The organism is Helicobacter sp. NHP22-001 (genome assembly GCF_030270165.1).
Taxonomy (GTDB): Bacteria; Campylobacterota; Campylobacteria; order Campylobacterales; family Helicobacteraceae; genus Helicobacter; species Helicobacter gastrofelis.
In genome coordinates, this window is the sequence record NZ_BSWS01000010.1 from 18120 (window position 1) to 35808 (window position 17689).

General features: G+C 40.8%; 15 protein-coding genes. All 15 read right to left on the reverse strand.

Annotated elements, in window-relative coordinates:
• Positions 1-311 precede the first annotated feature (311 nt).
• Positions 312-503, reverse strand: coding sequence for a hypothetical protein (locus QSJ47_RS06895; RefSeq protein ID WP_285602877.1), 192 nt, complete (start codon positions 501-503; stop codon positions 312-314).
• A gap of 849 nt (positions 504-1352) precedes the next feature.
• A complete protein-coding gene (locus QSJ47_RS06900; protein ID WP_285602878.1) occupies positions 1353-2807 on the reverse strand; it encodes a replication initiation protein in 1455 nt (484 codons plus the stop codon).
• Positions 2808-3481: 674 nt separating this feature from the next.
• The gene (locus QSJ47_RS06905; protein WP_285602879.1) at positions 3482-4243 is read right to left on the reverse strand and encodes a restriction endonuclease subunit S; all 762 of its coding nucleotides are present in this window, start codon (positions 4241-4243) and stop codon (positions 3482-3484) included.
• A gap of 8 nt (positions 4244-4251) precedes the next feature.
• Positions 4252-5622: a restriction endonuclease subunit S gene (locus tag QSJ47_RS06910; RefSeq protein WP_285602880.1), complete on the reverse strand. Its 1371-nt coding sequence runs from the start codon at positions 5620-5622 to the stop codon at positions 4252-4254.
• Positions 5623-5743: 121 nt separating this feature from the next.
• A complete protein-coding gene (locus QSJ47_RS06915) occupies positions 5744-6817 on the reverse strand; it encodes a Fic family protein (protein WP_285602881.1) in 1074 nt (357 codons plus the stop codon).
• The gene (locus tag QSJ47_RS06920; RefSeq protein WP_285602882.1) at positions 6814-9336 is read right to left on the reverse strand and encodes a type I restriction-modification system subunit M; all 2523 of its coding nucleotides are present in this window, start codon (positions 9334-9336) and stop codon (positions 6814-6816) included. Before QSJ47_RS06920 ends, QSJ47_RS06915 begins: the two co-directional genes overlap by 4 nt.
• 272 nt (positions 9337-9608) lie before the next feature.
• Positions 9609-10676, reverse strand: a complete 1068-nt coding sequence (locus QSJ47_RS06925; RefSeq protein WP_285602883.1) for a hypothetical protein — start codon at positions 10674-10676, stop codon at positions 9609-9611.
• A gap of 2 nt (positions 10677-10678) precedes the next feature.
• Positions 10679-11428, reverse strand: a complete 750-nt coding sequence (locus QSJ47_RS06930; RefSeq protein ID WP_285602884.1) for an SEL1-like repeat protein — start codon at positions 11426-11428, stop codon at positions 10679-10681.
• Positions 11323-11970, reverse strand: coding sequence for a tetratricopeptide repeat protein (locus QSJ47_RS06935; RefSeq protein WP_285602885.1), 648 nt, complete (start codon positions 11968-11970; stop codon positions 11323-11325). The genes QSJ47_RS06930 and QSJ47_RS06935 overlap by 106 nt, the downstream gene beginning before the upstream one ends.
• A 559-nt stretch (positions 11971-12529) precedes the next feature.
• Positions 12530-13105 (reverse strand): protein adenylyltransferase Fic, encoded by a 576-nt coding sequence (gene fic / locus QSJ47_RS06940; protein WP_285602886.1) that lies wholly within the window; start codon positions 13103-13105, stop codon positions 12530-12532.
• Between the two features lie 345 nt (positions 13106-13450).
• Positions 13451-14158, reverse strand: a complete 708-nt coding sequence (locus QSJ47_RS06945; RefSeq protein ID WP_221272660.1) for a Fic family protein — start codon at positions 14156-14158, stop codon at positions 13451-13453.
• 57 nt (positions 14159-14215) lie between these two features.
• A complete protein-coding gene (locus QSJ47_RS06950; protein ID WP_285602887.1) occupies positions 14216-14659 on the reverse strand; it encodes a type II toxin-antitoxin system death-on-curing family toxin in 444 nt (147 codons plus the stop codon).
• Positions 14660-15250: 591 nt separating this feature from the next.
• Positions 15251-15433 (reverse strand): hypothetical protein, encoded by a 183-nt coding sequence (locus QSJ47_RS06955; protein ID WP_221272661.1) that lies wholly within the window; start codon positions 15431-15433, stop codon positions 15251-15253.
• A gap of 17 nt (positions 15434-15450) precedes the next feature.
• Complete coding sequence (locus QSJ47_RS06960; RefSeq protein ID WP_285602888.1) at positions 15451-16851, reverse strand: hypothetical protein; 1401 nt, start codon at positions 16849-16851, stop codon at positions 15451-15453.
• 265 nt (positions 16852-17116) lie between these two features.
• The gene (locus QSJ47_RS06965; RefSeq protein ID WP_285602889.1) at positions 17117-17533 is read right to left on the reverse strand and encodes a hypothetical protein; all 417 of its coding nucleotides are present in this window, start codon (positions 17531-17533) and stop codon (positions 17117-17119) included.
• Between the last annotated feature and the right edge of the window lie 156 nt (positions 17534-17689).

Here is a 17689-nt window from a genome sequence, read left to right on the forward strand (position 1 = left end):
GAATATCAAAATTTACATTATTATAAACATTATTCATTTGATTAATCAAAATTTTAAATATTTTTTAATTTATTGTATATATATTAAATATATATACAATTAAATATTGTTCTGATTCAAGTTCAAGATCTCGCACTTTACACTGCTCTAATCACTAATATCAGTGATGTGTCTGTGCCAATCAACCCATAGCACTAAAAAACCAACCAAAGACCAAAAAATAAAGTTTCTCATGATTCTCTTCACCATCAACAGAAGCTTTGCACTTTTTGGTTAATGCGATCCACTGCTTGTGCGCCCTCACCTGCTAATTATGTGGCAAATAGTTTTTGTGGCAGAATGGGAGGTGCGGCTATTAGAGCGCTTGCCCCTAAGAACAAGATGAAAAGGGGTTTAGACATGGGTAGCCATTTAATTTGTTCTTTAGTCTTTTCATAGCCAAAGTCAAACGCCTTTTCTAAGAATTTTTCAGCTTTAGCGTTGCCTTTCTTTCTGTAAATCATGCCTATCCCATAGAGAGATTTGGCGATAAACTCCTTGAGTGTTGAGGTGTAAAGAAAATCGTTCACCTTTAATTGTTTTATGTCTGTATACCTAATGCTAGACGCAAATGGGGCAAACTTACCTAAACGAGCTTGCGAAGTGTCCCCCGTAAGGGGGTAGGGTAAGTAAATTATCCAATCCCACAAGGGGGACGCTCACAAGTTCGCTCGGGTAATTTGCCACCCAATCGCCGTGGGGGCTTAAATTTCTATTACTACAAGTTTAGCATGTTTGGCACAGCGCAATCATTCTTATGGCATTATATGGTTAGATTTGGTTTAAGTCGTAGTTGTAGGAAATTGTAGAACACAATGATATAAGCCACTAAACTAGCTGATTGCAATATAGAAAGCCACAAAAAAAAGCAAATAAGCCCAAACACTACAGAAGAAATGACTAGAGTTCCCATCACAGCTCTCCTATTTCTTTGATTAATTTTTTAATTTTAAATTGCAAGACCACGATTGCAATTTAAAGTAGGATGATGCTTAGACAGCTGATAGCGACTATAACTATATTACTTTGGCTGTATCTAGTAAAAACAAAAGCAATTAGGGCAATTAAAGAGGTAACGGCATAACTACGCCAAGTTTTTAAATCATCAAGCTCTGCTTTCTTTTTATCTAATTCTGGCATTGCTTTGTTTTCACTTTGCCCCCTTCACAAATTCCCTAAGTAAGCTCTCATGGTCTTCAAAGAAGTATATAAAGCAATCAGGAAATCCTTTAGGGATAAATTTTAGATAGGCTTGGTTTAAAGAGCGCAGACGCTCGGCATGGCTACGATCCGTGTGATCGGTTGTGTTGATCTTAAAAGACACCCATGAGATTAGCGTTATCACCTCCAAAAGAGCCTACCATCAAGAGCTTAACACTTTTAAAGTGGTATTCAAAGTCTTTGTCAAACAAAGGACCACTAAGCCCTATAAAGCTATTAAGGGTTTTTAACTCTTGTTTGTTGTAATGATCTCTCTTACTTCTTACCTCTTCTCTGGCTTTCTTTTCTTGTTTCTCTTTCTCTTCCTTTTGGATTTGTGCCATAGTGTCTTTAAAGCGGTTTTGTGTGTGGCGTTTCATGATGGCTTTTTGCATATCAAGGTGGGGATGAGGCATGAAGTGAAAAGTGATGCCCACAACTTTATTGCCCTTGCCTTTTTTGATTTTTATATAAAAGATGGTTTCATAAGGTAAAGAGCGATCGGGGTTTTCAGGGTTATAGCCTTCATCAATGGGGACACCTAGCTCTCTGCAGGCGGGTTTTAGTATCGTATCGGTATCCTTAATTGACAAACTCTTAGGTATCCCCATAAACTCTTTAAACCCCTCAAAGTCGCTTTTATAGGTGAGCACCTCACACATACAGTGCTTTTTTACATCCTCAAAGCGTACCAAGAGCCTATACAAAGCTTTGGCGTATTTGCTCCGCAAAGACATAAAAATTTTTAATTGCAAAGAAGTAAAATTTGCACTAAGGTTATTGAGTAAATGGGTGAAGTAGGGGGTGTTGATACCGACTTCTATGTAACGGAGTTTGGGGGTTTGATCGGAAACAATCGTAAAATCTCTAAATAAAAAGAAATTTTTTCTTTTTGTAAGTTTCTCACCTTTATCTACAAAGCGTGTGATCTCCCAAAAGTTAGCCATGCGTACATTTTTCCAAAGAGTTTCGACGACTCTTAATAAATCATTGTTGTTAATTTTGACATCTCCGATCATTTCCTTGACCTCACGAGGTTCAAAGCGTATACAAGTGTCGCCTTGATCTTTGAGGCGGTTGAATAAAGCAAAGAGCAAGTTGCTCTCCCATGCCCCTAACTTGCCTAGATTAACCTTGTAAATATCGTTGTGTAAGGTTACCCTAGTTGAATCGGCTATGCGTAAGTCTTTAGCAAGCACGGTATTTTTAGACACATTTCGGAGAGCTTGTGCTGTGCTTTCTTGTTGGTTCTGCTCTGTGTCTTGGTTTAGGGTCGACTGTGAGTTTTCAACTTGTGGGATAACTTGCTCTTGCTTAATGGTCTGTTGTGCTTGGGTTTGCGAAGCGTTTGTGGATGTTTGGGGTGAACTTTCTTTGACTGGCTTTTGTTCTTGGTTTTCTTGGGGTGGTCGGGGGCTTTGTGTTGATGTTAAGGCTAAAAGTTTTTTTACACATTCAGCTTTTTCTTGCTTTAAAATGTCTTTGAGTGCTTGGTTTGTTTCAACATCTATTAGTGCTTGGAGTTTCATGATCTCATTACCCAAAACTTGTTTTTGATCCTGAACCACCTTTTTTCAACACCTTTCTTTGCTGATCTTTGCTGAGCTTATTATGTGATTGTAGCATAAATTAAGGATTTTATGTAATTTACCCCTTAAATTGCCGAATTTACCCCTTATTAAGGTTTATTAAAGCATTTGAAACCCCGTAGACAACGCAGTTTACAAAGTCCACAAGGCCGCCGTACAAAAGATCTACAAATTGGTTAACAAAGTTCTTACGCACGCACGAGAAAATTTCGGTTAAGCTAAGTTTGCAAAAACAAAGTACAAGGCATGAAAAGGTAAGCCAAGCTTGCGTTTGGTATCTATATTGCTCTTGGGGGCAAGCCCCCAAACCCCCAAGAGAGAGTTTTGAAGTGAGGATTGGAGTTTTGGTTTTGAAGTATCTATGACTACTGGGTAATCGTGTTTTTCGTATTTTTTGGGAGAGAGTTGAAAAAACAACCAAACAGAGCAATCATGTCTTTGAAAAGTAAGAAAACGCAAAGTGATAAAACAAAATATAGTGTTTAAAGCGCTTTTAAAAGGTCGTAGAGCGAAAAGTTAGGGGTAGGGAGTATATCAAACTATGGTTTGGGGGGTGGAAGCGGTTGTGGGGGCTTGTAGAGTGTTTTTGTGTATTTCCTTAACATTAACACTAATGGCTTAGTGAGCAAAAGGTGGGTTTGTTCTAGCATTTCTTAACACCTCTTAACACCTCTTAACACCTCTTCTACTTCCAACTTGGCTTGGGTCAGAAGTTGTTTGGCTTGTTGGCCGTAATTAAAACTCTCTTGTAGCTTGTTAGCAATTTGCTCTTGAAGGTTTAGGGGCAGAAGGGGGATTAAAAAATGGGAGATTGTTTCCACACTCAAGTGGGCGATCACCGAGCCTATAATGTGTCTTTGGGCTTGTAGCTGTGTCATTTGGCTATTTAAGACTAGGGCGAAATAGTGTGGGTTGATTTTGGTTTTATCCCCAATTACAAGGCGCAAGATGGCTCCGCTTAACACCACTTCTAGGTTGTGGGGGACACAATAGGCGATCCCCACACTTCCATCTTTGCTAAACAACACTTCCCCCTCTTTGGGGTAAAGGGGTTCAAATTCTTGACTAGGGCTTAAGAACACTTCAGTGGGGCTGATCCCCAAAGGGCTAAGATTGCTAACCCGCACAAAGGGCACGCCTGTGCTTTTGTAAGCCCCGCTTCCCGGCTCTATGGACTTTTTAATCTTCACTAACTCGTGTAAGTGGGCATGGTGGTGGGCTTGGATCAAGGCTTCATTGCGTTCATACTTCTCTTGATAAAACTCCGCGTCCAAACGCCCGCTTGTGCCTAGACTTTGCTTTAAGGTTTTAATGCTGTGGGTTCTTTGGTTTAAAAGCAAGGTTTCTAGCAAAAGCCACTGGGCTAAACGCTCTAAATGGCGGGCGCGTTTTAAGCTAGCCTTAATGAGGGTCAAATCAAGGGTTACCCCCCCCCCCCCCCTGTTAGGGCGTGTTCGACCCTAGCTTTGGCTGCGGTTAATAGGTCTTTAGCCTCTTGGCGGTGCTTTAAGCTCTCTTGCACGCAGTGCGCGATTTGTTCTTGAATGGTGGTGGGGATTTTTGGGAGCAACACGCTTTGCAGAGCACTCTTAGAGATGGCGCTTAAAATTGTCCCGCTGGGGAATTTGGCTAGGTAGGTTTGGAGAAGCGGGGATTTTAAAAGGGTTAAAAGGGTTTCAGGGTTAAAGCGGGGCGAGCGCAGGATAAAAAAGCCCGTAGAAACCACACAAGGGCTTAAGTGGGGTGGAACAAGGGCGCAACGACTCAAGCTCCCAGCCACACTAGAGAGCAAGACATCACCCTCTTTTGCTAGTTGCCTTGCACGGGTGGGTAAGTGTGCGCCCAGTGCCTCTGTGTGGGCTGCAATATTGCCATAATTGCCAATATGGGCAAGCTCAACATAGCGGTAGGTTGTGTTAGACTGGGGCTCAAAGGGGGCATCGTAAATTTCATCTTCTTCAAGGGTGCAAACCTCGCCCCTATAGTTTTTAATCAAGTCCTCTATTTTGGTGTATTTATGCTGATAAAACTCGGCATCGAGCCTGCCTGTGGTTAAAAAGCTCTCTTTCAGGCGTTTGATTTGATGTTCTTTAGCTGGGGCTTTGGGGGGTGTGCCTAGCTCTTGCTCTAACAAGACTTGCGCCTCTTTATAAAGGTGCTTGCTGTTTTCTAGGGCGTGGTGGGCGGTTTGCACTAGGTGGGCGATGCGTTCTTGAAAGTCTAGGGGGAGAAGGGGGATTAGAAAGTTATTAAAATCTCTTGGGTAAATTTCAATTTGCCCTGAAGTACCGCTGTAATAACGATTGATTTGAGCTTGCCCGAATTTTGTTTGCAGAAACACCATTAAAAAGCCCGGCAATAACTTTTTATAATCTTTGACAACTAAAATGTTGATATGGTTATCAACGCTAAAGTCAAAATCTAAGAGATTGATAAAAACCCTACCTAGAGTGCCTACACCTGTTGAGTTTATGAGTATAGCCTCTCTTGGCACGACTGCGCCATAACCCGTTCTTGCGTTTTCATGGTTAATACATTCGTTTCTAACATGCTGGCTATTGATAATTTTTAGCTGGCTATTTTGGTCGTATGTGGGTTGTGAATAGCGGGCATTAAATGAAATGAGATTACGCAAATATTCGTTTGGCACAGAAAGTAGCTCGTTCTTAATCCCTACCCACTCTCTTTTAAAATACTCAGCGTCTAGGCGCTTGGTGGGGTTGTCGTGTAAAACTTCGCTTAACTTTAAAACGCTGATCTCTAAATGAGGGTAGTTTTGAGCTAGGGAGTTCATGTTTTCCTTTTCAACGTACTTTCAACATATTATGTATACAATTGCATGATTACATGTTATGTCGAAAAAAGTCCAAAATTTCGACATATTCTGGTAATATGTCGAAAAAAATGTAAAAATTTCAACAAATGAGTTCTTGGGATAAAATGCTAAATAATGCTACATTGACAAGGTATTTATTTCTACCTTTTTTGATACTATGAAGCATTTTTAAATTTTCGCATTCTTTAAGATAAGTTGATGCCGTGTGTCTGTGGATGTTTAAGCGACTTTCTAAGAATTCGATCTTGGTGTAAGGGTGGGAAAATAGAATTTCAATTAAATCCTTACTGTAAATCTTAGGCGCGCGCTTTTGTAAGATTTGCTGATATGTCCGCATGGCTTGCTGGATTTTCTTAACCCTATGAATCGTTGCCTCTGCGCTTTTAGCCACCCCCTCCAAGATGTAAGCTACCCATGCGCCAAAGTCCCCGCTTTGACCCACCTGTGCTAAGAGTTCATAATAGTGATCTTTGTATTTGATAATATAGGCACTCAAATACAAAATAGGCAGATCTAATAAGCCCTGATGTGTGAGATACAAGATATTTAAAATCCGTCCACACCGCCCATTGCCATCGTAAAAAGGGTGGATTGCCTCAAACTGGTAATGGATGATGGCTAGTTTAATGAGGGGGTCTAAAGAGTCCATGTCCTCATTGATGTAGCACTCTAAATTGCCCATTAATCTTTTGATATCTGCGTTATTTTGAGGCGGAATGTGCTTGATCTGGCCTGTAAGAGGATTTTTAAGCTTCGTGCCTTTTTGGGTTCTAAAGCCGGCATCATTGCCTTCTAATTCCCGATGGGTTTCTAAAATGTGTTTATTGCGTAAGATTTTTTCTTTTTGGATAAGCGCAAATCCTATTCTAAGAGCTTTGGCGTAATTTTGCACTTCTTTAGCATTTTTAGTCATCTTGCTAGGCTCAATCTGGGCTAAAAAGAGTTCATCATGGGTTGTGATGATGTTTTCAATCGCGCTCGATTCTTTAGCCTCTTGCAAAACTAGAGAATTGATTAAAATGTTTTGGTTGGGGATGATTTTAGCCACGCCCTTGAGCTCGCCCAGTTTGGCATGCGCTCGGATCAAGAGTTTATAAATATGGGCATCAGGGGTGAAGTTTGGGGGTAATTCTTTGGGGATAAACTCTTTCATTTCCAAAAACTCAAGCCCTCTAGTTTAGCAAACTCGATAAATGCTTCAGCGATGCCATCCTGTGTTAGCCCCTCGTGGTTAAATAGGTCGTGCTTGACAATCAAATGCCCGTGTTTGTCTAAGAGGGGGCGGGTTTCCAAGATAGCTGTTTGGATGAGGGCTTGTTTCTGCTGTTCAGTTTTAAGTTTTTTATATTCTTCTTGACCGATCTTATGTCCTTCAAACTCTATAAAGTTTGCCATCTCTAGGCTGGGATAGATGGCGTTAAAGTCTTTTAGGCTTAATTCTTCTGTGCTGGTGTGCCCCCCTGTGGTGCGCTCAATTTTTACAAGCTCTTGTTTGACATAGATTTTGTCCCCTGAATTGTCCTTGCTGGGCTCTTGCATGGTCGCAAAGAAGATATTGTAATCCTCTTGCTTAGGGCAGAGTTCATCGTCCCATTTTTGCACGAAAAGCACGCTGGTTTTGGTGCCTGTGTGGGGTTTAAAGACATTGGGGTGCAAGCCTACCACGGCTAAAATGCGGGCGTGCTCAGCAATGAAAGTGCGGATATTCTGATCGCTGGCGTTGTTGAAACGCCCTTGAGGCAACACGATTGCCATGCGCCCGCCGGGTCCGAGTAAGTTTAGAGTCCTTTCAATGAAGAGAATGTCGCGGGTGATTTGCTTACACTCATTAATAACGATTTGTTGATACCCATTGGGGGTTTTGATGAGATAGCCCGGATGGTTTAGCATTTCTAGGTATGTGGGGGTTTTTTCAAAGATATGCCCTTGAGCGATGGCTTCCTCAACGATCTTTTCTTGTTTTGTCGCCTTTTTGGTGGGGGACACATTTTGGTTGACTCGGTGTTTCTTGTAGCCCGCTGTCGTTTCTACAAGGTCTTCTCGCTTTTCTCGATCCTCGTGCGTTGCCGTGATGTCCTTGAGGGTGATTGTCTGTCTTAGAGTGTAGTTTCTTAAAATCTCGTTTTCTTTGATATTGCCCGCAAAGGGGGGATTAGTCATCACAAGGTCAAACTTAAAATATTTATAACTACGCTTATACTCTCCCTTGTTTAACTCCTCCTCTGGCAACTTATCTTCGAGCTTTTCAAAATTCTTATTAAAGGTTTTGGTGGCTTTGTCAATGTCCTTTTGGGCGTGCCACTTGCTAAAATCTAGGGAATTGAGCTTAAAGACATTGCTATGCCCATCCCCGGCAATGAGATTAAGCATTTTAGAAATTCTCGTGGTGCGGGGGTCGAAATCAATGGCAAAAATATAGTTTTGGACATACTTTGTCGCATCTAGGGGCTTCTTATCTGCCGTGAACATTTCACTTTCGGGTAAGTTGAGTGCTTGGTAAATTTGTCGCCACACATAAAAACAAGTGTGGATAGGAAAGCCACAGCTCCCACTAGCAGGGTCAATCATGCTCTCATTGGATTTGGGGTTTAGCATTTTCACGCACATATCGATCACATAGCGCGGGGTGAAAAACTGCCCCTTTTCGCCCTTAGAATCCTTGTTGGCAAGATATTCAAAGGCATCGTCTATCACTTCTAGATTGGAGTTGAAAAACTTGCATTTTTGCAAGCTCCCCACACAGATTTCTAGGTGATCGGGGGTTAGGGCGATCTTGCTCTCTTTGGCAAAAATCCCTTGCCATTCTTCTTTGGCTTTTGTGAAAAGATCTTGTAGGCGTTGGTTCAGACTCTCGTTATCCTCATCTCTTAGGGCAAACTCTAAGGAACGCATGCTCTGATACAGCTTTAAAAGTTGTCCTTGATCAGCCCCCTGTTTCTCTAGTTTATGGTATTCTTTGATTTTTTCTTCGTCGTAGCGATAGGCTTGCAATTCATCGTAAAGTTTGGCAAAAATGAGTTTGAAGACTTCTTCAAAGGCATTTTCTCCGCTATTGGCAAGGACATCGTCTTCAATCAATAGAATCTTGTCCTTCAAGCTCACCCGATTGCTTTGTAAAATGTCTTGTTTTTGCAAATCTATATAGGTGAAATGCTCATTAAAAATGTCTCTAATGTCTTGATCGACACTAGGCAAATACAGCATTTCTGTAAAGGTGTTGGGTTCTTTGCGTTGCCAAACCATCAAATTGTTGCCATTGCACCACGCGCACAAAGGTGCACCTGTAGCATTGGCATAGCTTTTGACCTGAGCGATCCCCTCTTGAAATTGTGGGCTTTTGAGTTCTATCACAATATACACGCTCTGCTTGGTTTCATCGAGCACCACTACATCGGCGCGGTTATTAGCAGATCGCCCAAAATTGATGAGATGTTCTGCTTTAATGCGTTCTATGGGGTAGCCATACTCTTGCACCAATTGATCGATGAAAAGCTGGCGGATCACCTCTTCAGGCTTGAGTGCTACCTCTTTATGGCGTGCCAAGCAAGACACTTTGTAAGAGGTATTACCATTTTTGTCTGTTGTTGCAATAAGACGCTCCTCGAGGGCTTGAATCGCTCGGCTAGAAAAATACTTTATTTGAGAAGTTTTAAGGATTTGATCTAAGCGCATTGGATGCCTACTTGCGGGGCATTAACTAAAAGAATGGGGGTGTTATGCATCAAAAACTCCTCGATTCTGCAACACAGGGCAGATTACTTTACTCTTTTATGGTTTTTGTAGAGAGCACATTTTAGCATGGTTTTGATCATCGCTTTACTAGCTTTTTTGTATTTTGGGGCAAGTTTAGAAGGCGGTTTTTGCGACTCTCTTTAAACTTTTTGCATACATTACTTACCTTATATGCTTGAATAAATGTGGTGTATGTAACTCTATAAGTAATACTATTTTGATCGTCCGCTAAATTTTTCACTAATGCTTTCAAACACTTTTTCACGTAAACTTAAAGCTTTGGTTTGGAGCAACTGCGCCGTGTCTCGTTTTTGCCATTCTTCTAATGCTCGCCCTTTAAAAGTGTGGGCATGCAAGGGGTTAATGCCTAATTGATCAAACACAAACACATAATCCAAAGGCTCGCAAGCCCCCAAAGCAAACCCGATATGTTGGGCTAATTCTTTCCCCGTAGGCACTTTCTCGCCTTGATAGCCGTCTTTTTCTCTAGCAATGGAGCGGCAAGTGGCGAGTTTTGGACTGATGTCCGTTGTGGTTAAAAAGCATTCTAGGCGTGTGCCCATTTCATTGAGTGGATTTAAAAACAACACCAAACGGGCGTGGGGTTCGTTTTTCATCGCCGTGTGCCATTTTTCAATTTGCGCCCTTGTGTTGCCTAACCCCGTTTCTTTGAGCCATTGCTCGCTGAATTTTGTAGAAGCTTTCACCACCACTCTAGGCATGAGCAGCGGTTGTTTTTCTAGCCAGCTTTGGGCTTGAAAAGTCCCCATGCCTTTGGGCACGGGCGGTCTTATGGGCTTTTGCACCGCATGCACACGGATACTTTCTATTGTTTCAAGCCACAGCGCATTTGTGCGGGACGCAAAGTGGTAACACCCATTGGTGCAACTCAAATCAAAAAACACCTTGCGTTTATGGGCTTGTGGGTTTGGATTGTCATTTTCAGGGTTAAAAGACAAGAACAACACATTGTGGTTATGCTTAAATAACCGCCCCTCTAGCATGGGGACTTGCTTTGTCATTTCAGGGCTACACCACTCTAAAATAATCTTTAGGCGTGTTTGCTCCAAACAAAAGTCTAAATTCTCGTGGATGTCGTAGTTGGCGTTATTGAGGCATTGGTTATAAAGCCCCACCGCCCTTGTGATGTGGTGCAAGTGGGATAAAAAAGGATAGAGCGGAGCGTAGGGATCACACACGGCTTGAAAGCTCGGACTGTCGTGCTCGCACACGATTTCATAAAAGCCCTGTGTGTCCCCCTCTTGCGCTTGCAACTCCACCATTATTTTTTAGGCCCTTGCCAATGCCCTCTTTTTTCAAATAAAGCTTCAATATCTTTGTCATCCATACCCTCTAAACCCATGTGAGATTCAATCATATTCTTTGCCTTTTGCGCATATCTTAGAGCCTCAACCAAATCCTGTTTAACACCTTGACCATTACTATACATAACTGACAAGTTACTGCAAGCTTCGGAGCTATAACTCACTTCAGAGTTATCCCCATCTGCTACTTTTTTGTAATATTCAAAGGCTTTTTGGTAATCTTGTGTAACACCTTTGCCTTCATAATATAGAGCCCCCAAATTATAGTAACCACCAGAATACCCCATATCTGCAGCTCTTTGAAAACAGGACAGGGCTTTAGAGTAATCTTGAGTGTCGCAATGCATGATTCCCAAACTGCAATAAGCTTCAGCACACCCCATATCTCCAGCTTTTTGAAAATATTGACATGCCATTGACCTATCTTGCTCAACTCCTTGACCATGTGCATACATGTTGCCTAAGTTATAGCAAGCTTCAGCTATCCCTCCTTCTGTTGCCTTCTGCCAATAATATGAGGCTTTAGAGTAATCTTGGGGAACGCCTAAACTTTCAGCATACATGCTCCCTAAATTATAATAACCTCTAGCCTCTCCCATATCTACTGCTTTTTGAAAATATTGCAAGGCTTTAGAATAGTCTTGAGGAATACCTTGTCCTTCACAATACATAACTCCCAAGTTATAACAAGCAATGCCATGCCCCATATCCGCGCCTTTTGAAAATATTGTCGAGCTTTAGAATAATTTTTGGGAACATCTTGACCTCTAGCATACACAAGACCTAAATGAAAACAAGCCTTAACATCCCCCATATTTGCAGCTTTTTGATAGTGCTCCATAGCCTTAGAGTAGTCTTTAACAACACCTTGCCCTTCATAGTACATACTGCCTAAAGCAGTATAAGCCTCAGCAACCCCCATATTCGTGGCTTTACGCAAAGACTCTAAGGCTTTAGAGTAATCTTGTGGGACTCCTTGACCATTGGCGTGCATACTCGCTAAATTACTATAGGCTTCAGCAAGTCCCATGTCTGCAGCTTTTTTGTAATTTTCAATAGCCTTTTGATAATCCTGACCAATTCCAAACCCATTATTATACATAGCCCCCAGATTATAATAAGCCTCAACAACACCTTTTTTTGCCGCCTTTTGAAAATATTGTAAGGCTTTAAAAAAGTCCTGATTAGCATAAGCTTTTTGAGCCTTGATCAAATACTGATAACCCTTATCCTTGTCCGTATCCATCATTTTGCATTCCTTTTGTCTGTCTATTTTTCAAGCAAGAAATCCACACTTTTCTTAGTTTATGTACAGACTAGGTAATCTTAACCTACATAGTTTTAAAACACCGTATCATAAGGCAATGTTTTTGCATTGCCAACCTAGTAGAGCTAATCGTATTTCGTAGTGCATCAAGGGGTGTGTGTTTGTGGCTTTCAAGTAGTCGCACCAAAAATGCCACACCCCCTAACAATTTTCGCCCTTACCCTCTCTTTGATCTGTGGTTTTTATCTATGAAAAGTAACTTCTATAGACTTCTCATCAGTAGCTATAAGCCAACTTGTCGGTTATGGTTTTTTTACCCGTCCTAAAAAAAGAAGTGTAGCTATCCCTCGGGGTAGGAGATAGAATAGAGAAAATCTATTTAAGTCTTGGCTTACTACAAATCTTAGGGGCTAAGGTAGCTCTGTCCCCACTGCCTAGAGCTCTTGCCTTACCAGAGCTCTAGGGCAAAGCTATACCACACAAAACCCTTATTTTGCTTTGCTATAACAGCGACCTTTTGTAGGCGGGTCTTCCCCGCCATTTATTTTTGCTTACCCGTGGTTTTTGGCACAATAGACCTTAACTCTAAGCCTTCATAGTAGTGGGATTGTGTGATGCCTTTAAAAATAACTTCCCTATCATCGACCTTATTTGTTAAATGCGCCTTGAGCAATGTTTTTAGTTCTAAATCATTAACGGGGCTTCTCTCCATTGCAGATAAATAGTCGTTCTTATCCACAAACTGCCAATCCACAACAAGTCCCAATTCTTTTTTAAGAATGCAATCTAGCCAAATGCGTGTCGCACGCCCATTGCCCTCCATAAAAGGGTGTGCTACATTCATTTCTACATATTTTTCTATGATTTCTTCAAAGTTTGTTTGGAGCATCGCCTCTATTTTTTGCAATGCTTCATTAAGATATAGAACGGAGCAAAACTTGAAGTAGCCTTTGGCGATATTCTTGATCCTTATCTGCCCTGCAAAGTCATAAAGCCACTGAAACAAGGCTTTATGTATATCTTGTAGTCCCTTAATCGTGCCGACTTCTATGTCGTTAATTGCCCCGTTTTCAAAGAGCTGTTTAGCGTTTTCTAGGCTTTGTTCATCCAGGTTCATAATAATCCTTTATTTTTGACATTTTTTAGCTATAACAAAGTTTCGTGTTTTTTGCTATTAACTCCCACGCATTTTAAACAATAAAAAACATTTCAAATTAAATTAAATGAAATAAAAAATATTGCAAATAGTATTAAATACAATGCTAAATATGCTTACCCCCACTCCCTTTTTGGGCTTGTTCTTGTTTCACTTGCTCCAAAATCTTTGGCAAGTCATCGTTAAGGTTATACAAGTCCTCAAATACATTTGCGCCACTCCCTTTAGCTTGCTTGCCTTTTGCGGGTCTGCCTTGCCTATTTGGCAGGTATTTAAAATTGCTTATTTCCTTGTTAATTTCGGCATTTATTGCTCTACATGTTCTAAGCTCTGCTCTTGGCAACTTTCTAAAAAACGAGCAAATCCGCCACAATCACCCTCTGCTTTACAACTTTCTAAAAAGCTCAAATACTCCGCCCGCCGACTATCTACAATCAAGGGCGGGATTAAGTCGTTTTGGATAGCTTGAAACGCCATAATCAACCGACCTGTACGCCCATTGCCATCAATGAAAGGATGGATACGCTCGTATTCGGCGTGAAACACAGCAATTTGGGTTAGGTTAAGGGCATTACTTAGATATTGAAACAATAAGTTTTCTAGCTTTTGGGCGATAAAAATGGGGGGAGTGGGAGCAAAATTTGCACCCGCCACAATGACTTCAGCGGTGCGGTAAGTGCCGATGGGCTTAGAAACAAATTGCGGGGTTATGTCTAAAGCGGTCTTAAACAACAGATAGTGTAAATCTTTAATAAAACCTATGGTTAAAAGCGTGTCTTTGTTGCTAGCCTCACGCACAACTAAGTCATAAGCATTAGCAAACCCCAAAATAATGAGCTGTTCGTGTAAGGGTTTGTTAGGTGCGGTTAAGCCTTTTTCTAAAAGCTGCTTAGTTTCGTCTAATTGCAAACTTAAACCCTCTATGGCGTTGCTGTGGTGCGTGAGTGTAACACGCAAGGTTCTAAAAAGTTGCTCCCTTTGGAGTAAAGATAAGTCGCTTAGTTTGTATGCCATTTTGTTAAGAATTTAGTAATTTGGTAGAATGAGGTATTGAGAATAGACTTATTCAAGCTACTCTCTTGTTTCACAATCGCTTGTAAGCAGTTGTGTTATGTGTATGTCCTCACATTTTTGGTTTGCCTTGACCGAAAAATTTTTAAAGATAGTTCTTAATTCATCTTTTGAGATTTTGTCTTCGGCAACATCCAATACAAGTTTTTCCAATTTTTCTTCAAGTTTATCTATTATTTCTTTCTCATTGATGAAAAAGAAATGCATACAGAGATAAACAGCTGTTCTTTTATTGCCGTCTGGAAATGGATGAAATTTGACACATGAAAAGAAAAGATGCGCCATTTTGCTCTCAAATGTTGGGTAGTAATCATCATTCTTAATGTGTTCGAGCACACTCTCAAGGTAACCTATGCTAGTAGGGTTTATTCCTTTTAGTCCCCCCGTCAGCTCCAATATCTCATTATGTATATCAATGGCTTCACCAATATTGATATAAATCAAACTATTTGTCTGCCAATCTTTTATAGACCGCTAAAATGTCCGGATCCTCGAGTCTTTTTCGACATGCAATACGGGCTTCTTGCACAATTTTCGCGCGCTTTTCTTCACTTATTTCTATTTGTTTTTCATGTAATGGCTGTTTCATTTCGACTTGTGTATGTTTTAAATTTGGCATATATTCATCTCCAAGATATTTCGGTAATTATATCACTCTATGGAAGTTTTGGGGGCACCACTACTAACACCCATTTGCTTATTTTTTCTTACCTATAATCGCATGCACTGATCTTTTCAATCAAATCCACATTTTTTAAAGACAGCGTGATCACCCTAAGCAAGGTTTCAAAAATGTATTTATCGCTGATTTAACAATAGAATAAATTGCGCTTAAAGGTTTGTATTTCGCAAGCGTTTATAGCACTTATGGCGTATGTTAAAATGCAAGGGCTTATTTGTGGTAGTCGCTTGTGATGCCGTGCTTAGTTTCAAACTCAATAATGGCATCGCTTAGTTTAGTGTTTTCATATTCAAGGTCATCGATTTTCTCTTGGGCTTGTCTTAGATTTTCTTGCGCATCGTCATATTGACTTTTTAAAGCGTCATAGTCAGCTTGTGAAGGTTTGGGGGCATATCCTCTTGCTTTAGCACTTCTTGCATTTGTGGGGCTTGTTTAAGCTTGTTGATTTGTTCTTGCATGCTGGTAAGCTCATCGTTATGAGTTTTATTTAGATCAGTGATAGCCTTGCGGTGTTTCTCTTTTAAGTCCTTAATCACTTGCTCATGTCCAGCTTTTAAAGTGTTAAGGGCGGTGTTGTCGGTGATATATATACTTCTTTAGGCTTTCTCTTTTCAAGCTCTGTAATCCGCTTGGACAGCTTGCTATTTATTGTTTGCAAGCCTTGGATAGTGTCCTTATATTCGTTTTCTATGCCTTCAAGCTCTTTCTTATAGCCTCTGCTTAGGTTATACTTTTCCTCTGCAAAATCATTAACACGCTTTTCTAGAATTTGTTTATCAAACTTTAAAAGGTTCATGTTCGCAAGGGTAACACCATGATCGGTTTGCAAGTTTTTAAGCTCGGCACTTAATTTGTCTTTTGCCTCTGTAAGCTCTATCTTTTCTTGTAAGCGTGCCTCTGCCAAATTTTCAAGCTCTGTAATGCGTGCTTTTAAGCTCTCAATACTAAGCCCCTCTTTCTTTAACTCACGCAAGGCTTTATAATCGGCAGCCTCAAATTCACTAAGATTGACTTCTTTTAAACCCTTATTGAGTTTAGCCCAAATCTTGCGTGCGCCCTCAATAAGGGTGTGGGTTTTCTTTCCTTTTGGCGCATTGTCTATGAGCTCTGCTAAAGCCTTTTCTACCTCTAGCTTTTCTTGCTTAAGGGCATTGATTCTATCCACAATGATTTCAAGATCAGCCTTTGTTCTAGCGTCCATCTTTTCAATATAGCTAAGTCCTTTCAGGCTTTCATTCTTAATGAGATCGTCATCATTTAATTTTAAGAGATCAATAAGGCCATCATAAGTTCTTTGGATAATTTGGTGATTTCTATTTTTCTTGTCTTTCTCACTTTGATATTTATCCTTAAGCTCTTTGCGCTCGACTTTATTCTTTTCCATGAGCTTTGCATAGGCTCTAGGCTCAATGCGTTTCACACCGCTTTTGCGGTTATCCACGCCTCTTTGCATACCTAAGATTGTAGCCACTTCGCTTTGGATCTGTCTAAGGTGTCTAGGTCTTATAGTGCGAAAAACATTTTTGCCCGTATGTTCGTCAAGCATAACAAACTCCATGTGCGCATGGTGATTGATAACGACATTGCCCTCTTCGTCTATATGCCCTTCATCTCTATGTATGGCGATTTGGTAGCATTGAAAGCCATATTCTTTTTTGAAGTGCCTAGCAAGCCTTTCTAGGTCTTGCATGGTAGTCGTGGGCTTGATATTGACGACAGCACTCCAAAGGTTGCGTGTGGATTTAAAGGGCTGATTAAAGGCTTGCTTATATCGCTCTTTGGCTTTGGCTACAAGCTCATCTCTTAATGCTAAGGCATCATCACAATTCCTATTGCACTCACAGCCATAGCCTAGCTCTTTGGCTAGTAAATATGTAGGCGGTGTTGTTCGGTCATTGTGTTTTAACTGAATATTGTTTGTAGGCTTGAAATTGATTGACGCAATGTTACCCATTTAGCCCCTATGCCTCCTAATGCTTTTGGTCATATAGTTAGTCTAGCACAAATAAAATGCTAAGGCATTTTCTCTAAGCCCCCTGCAAGGGCAAACTAGGCGGTGAGCTTGCGAACGAAACCCCCGTATGGGGGTCGCATAGTTTGCATAGTTTGCAAATTATGCAACACCCCTTACGGGGGTTCAGTCGCAAGCTCCTTTGCATAATTTGCCACTCAATCGCCGTGGGGGCTTAAAATGCAAATGATAATGGGGCAAAAACCTCTCACTCTTTATACTTCTTAAACCAGCTTTTAAAGTGTTTGACATTATCCAAGATAAAGGGATTTAAAGTCTTACGGGGTTTGTCTATGTCTTTAATGTCTACTCTAACTTTGCCATTCTCTATGTGTGCAATGTCTGTGATCTTAAGACTAGCAGAGATGCCATTGTTGTTCATGTAAAGATTGCGCCCAATGTATTCTGTCAAATCGTTGTTAGAGCTTGTGGCTTGGGGTTGCTTAGGGGTGTGTAGCTGCTGTGCTTGCGATTCCACAATTTGGTAGCCTCCCTTTGTCATAGCTGTTAAGAAAGTTTCTTTGTTAGCCAACACAGCACTCTTTGCTTGAAACTCTTTGCCCTCTCTGTAGTATTTCACTAAGATTTCATAGCCATCCTTGGCAGGCTGTATGCCATCAACCACAAGAACGACACTAGGGTCTTGGGGCTAGAAACAGCAAGATAAACCCTATAAAATCCTATAATTTTCTATAAATTTTTTATATGATTTTAAGTTTTTAGGTACTGCTATGTCGGCATGAATGATTTGTTATCCATAGGATAGGCAAGCAAGATTTTA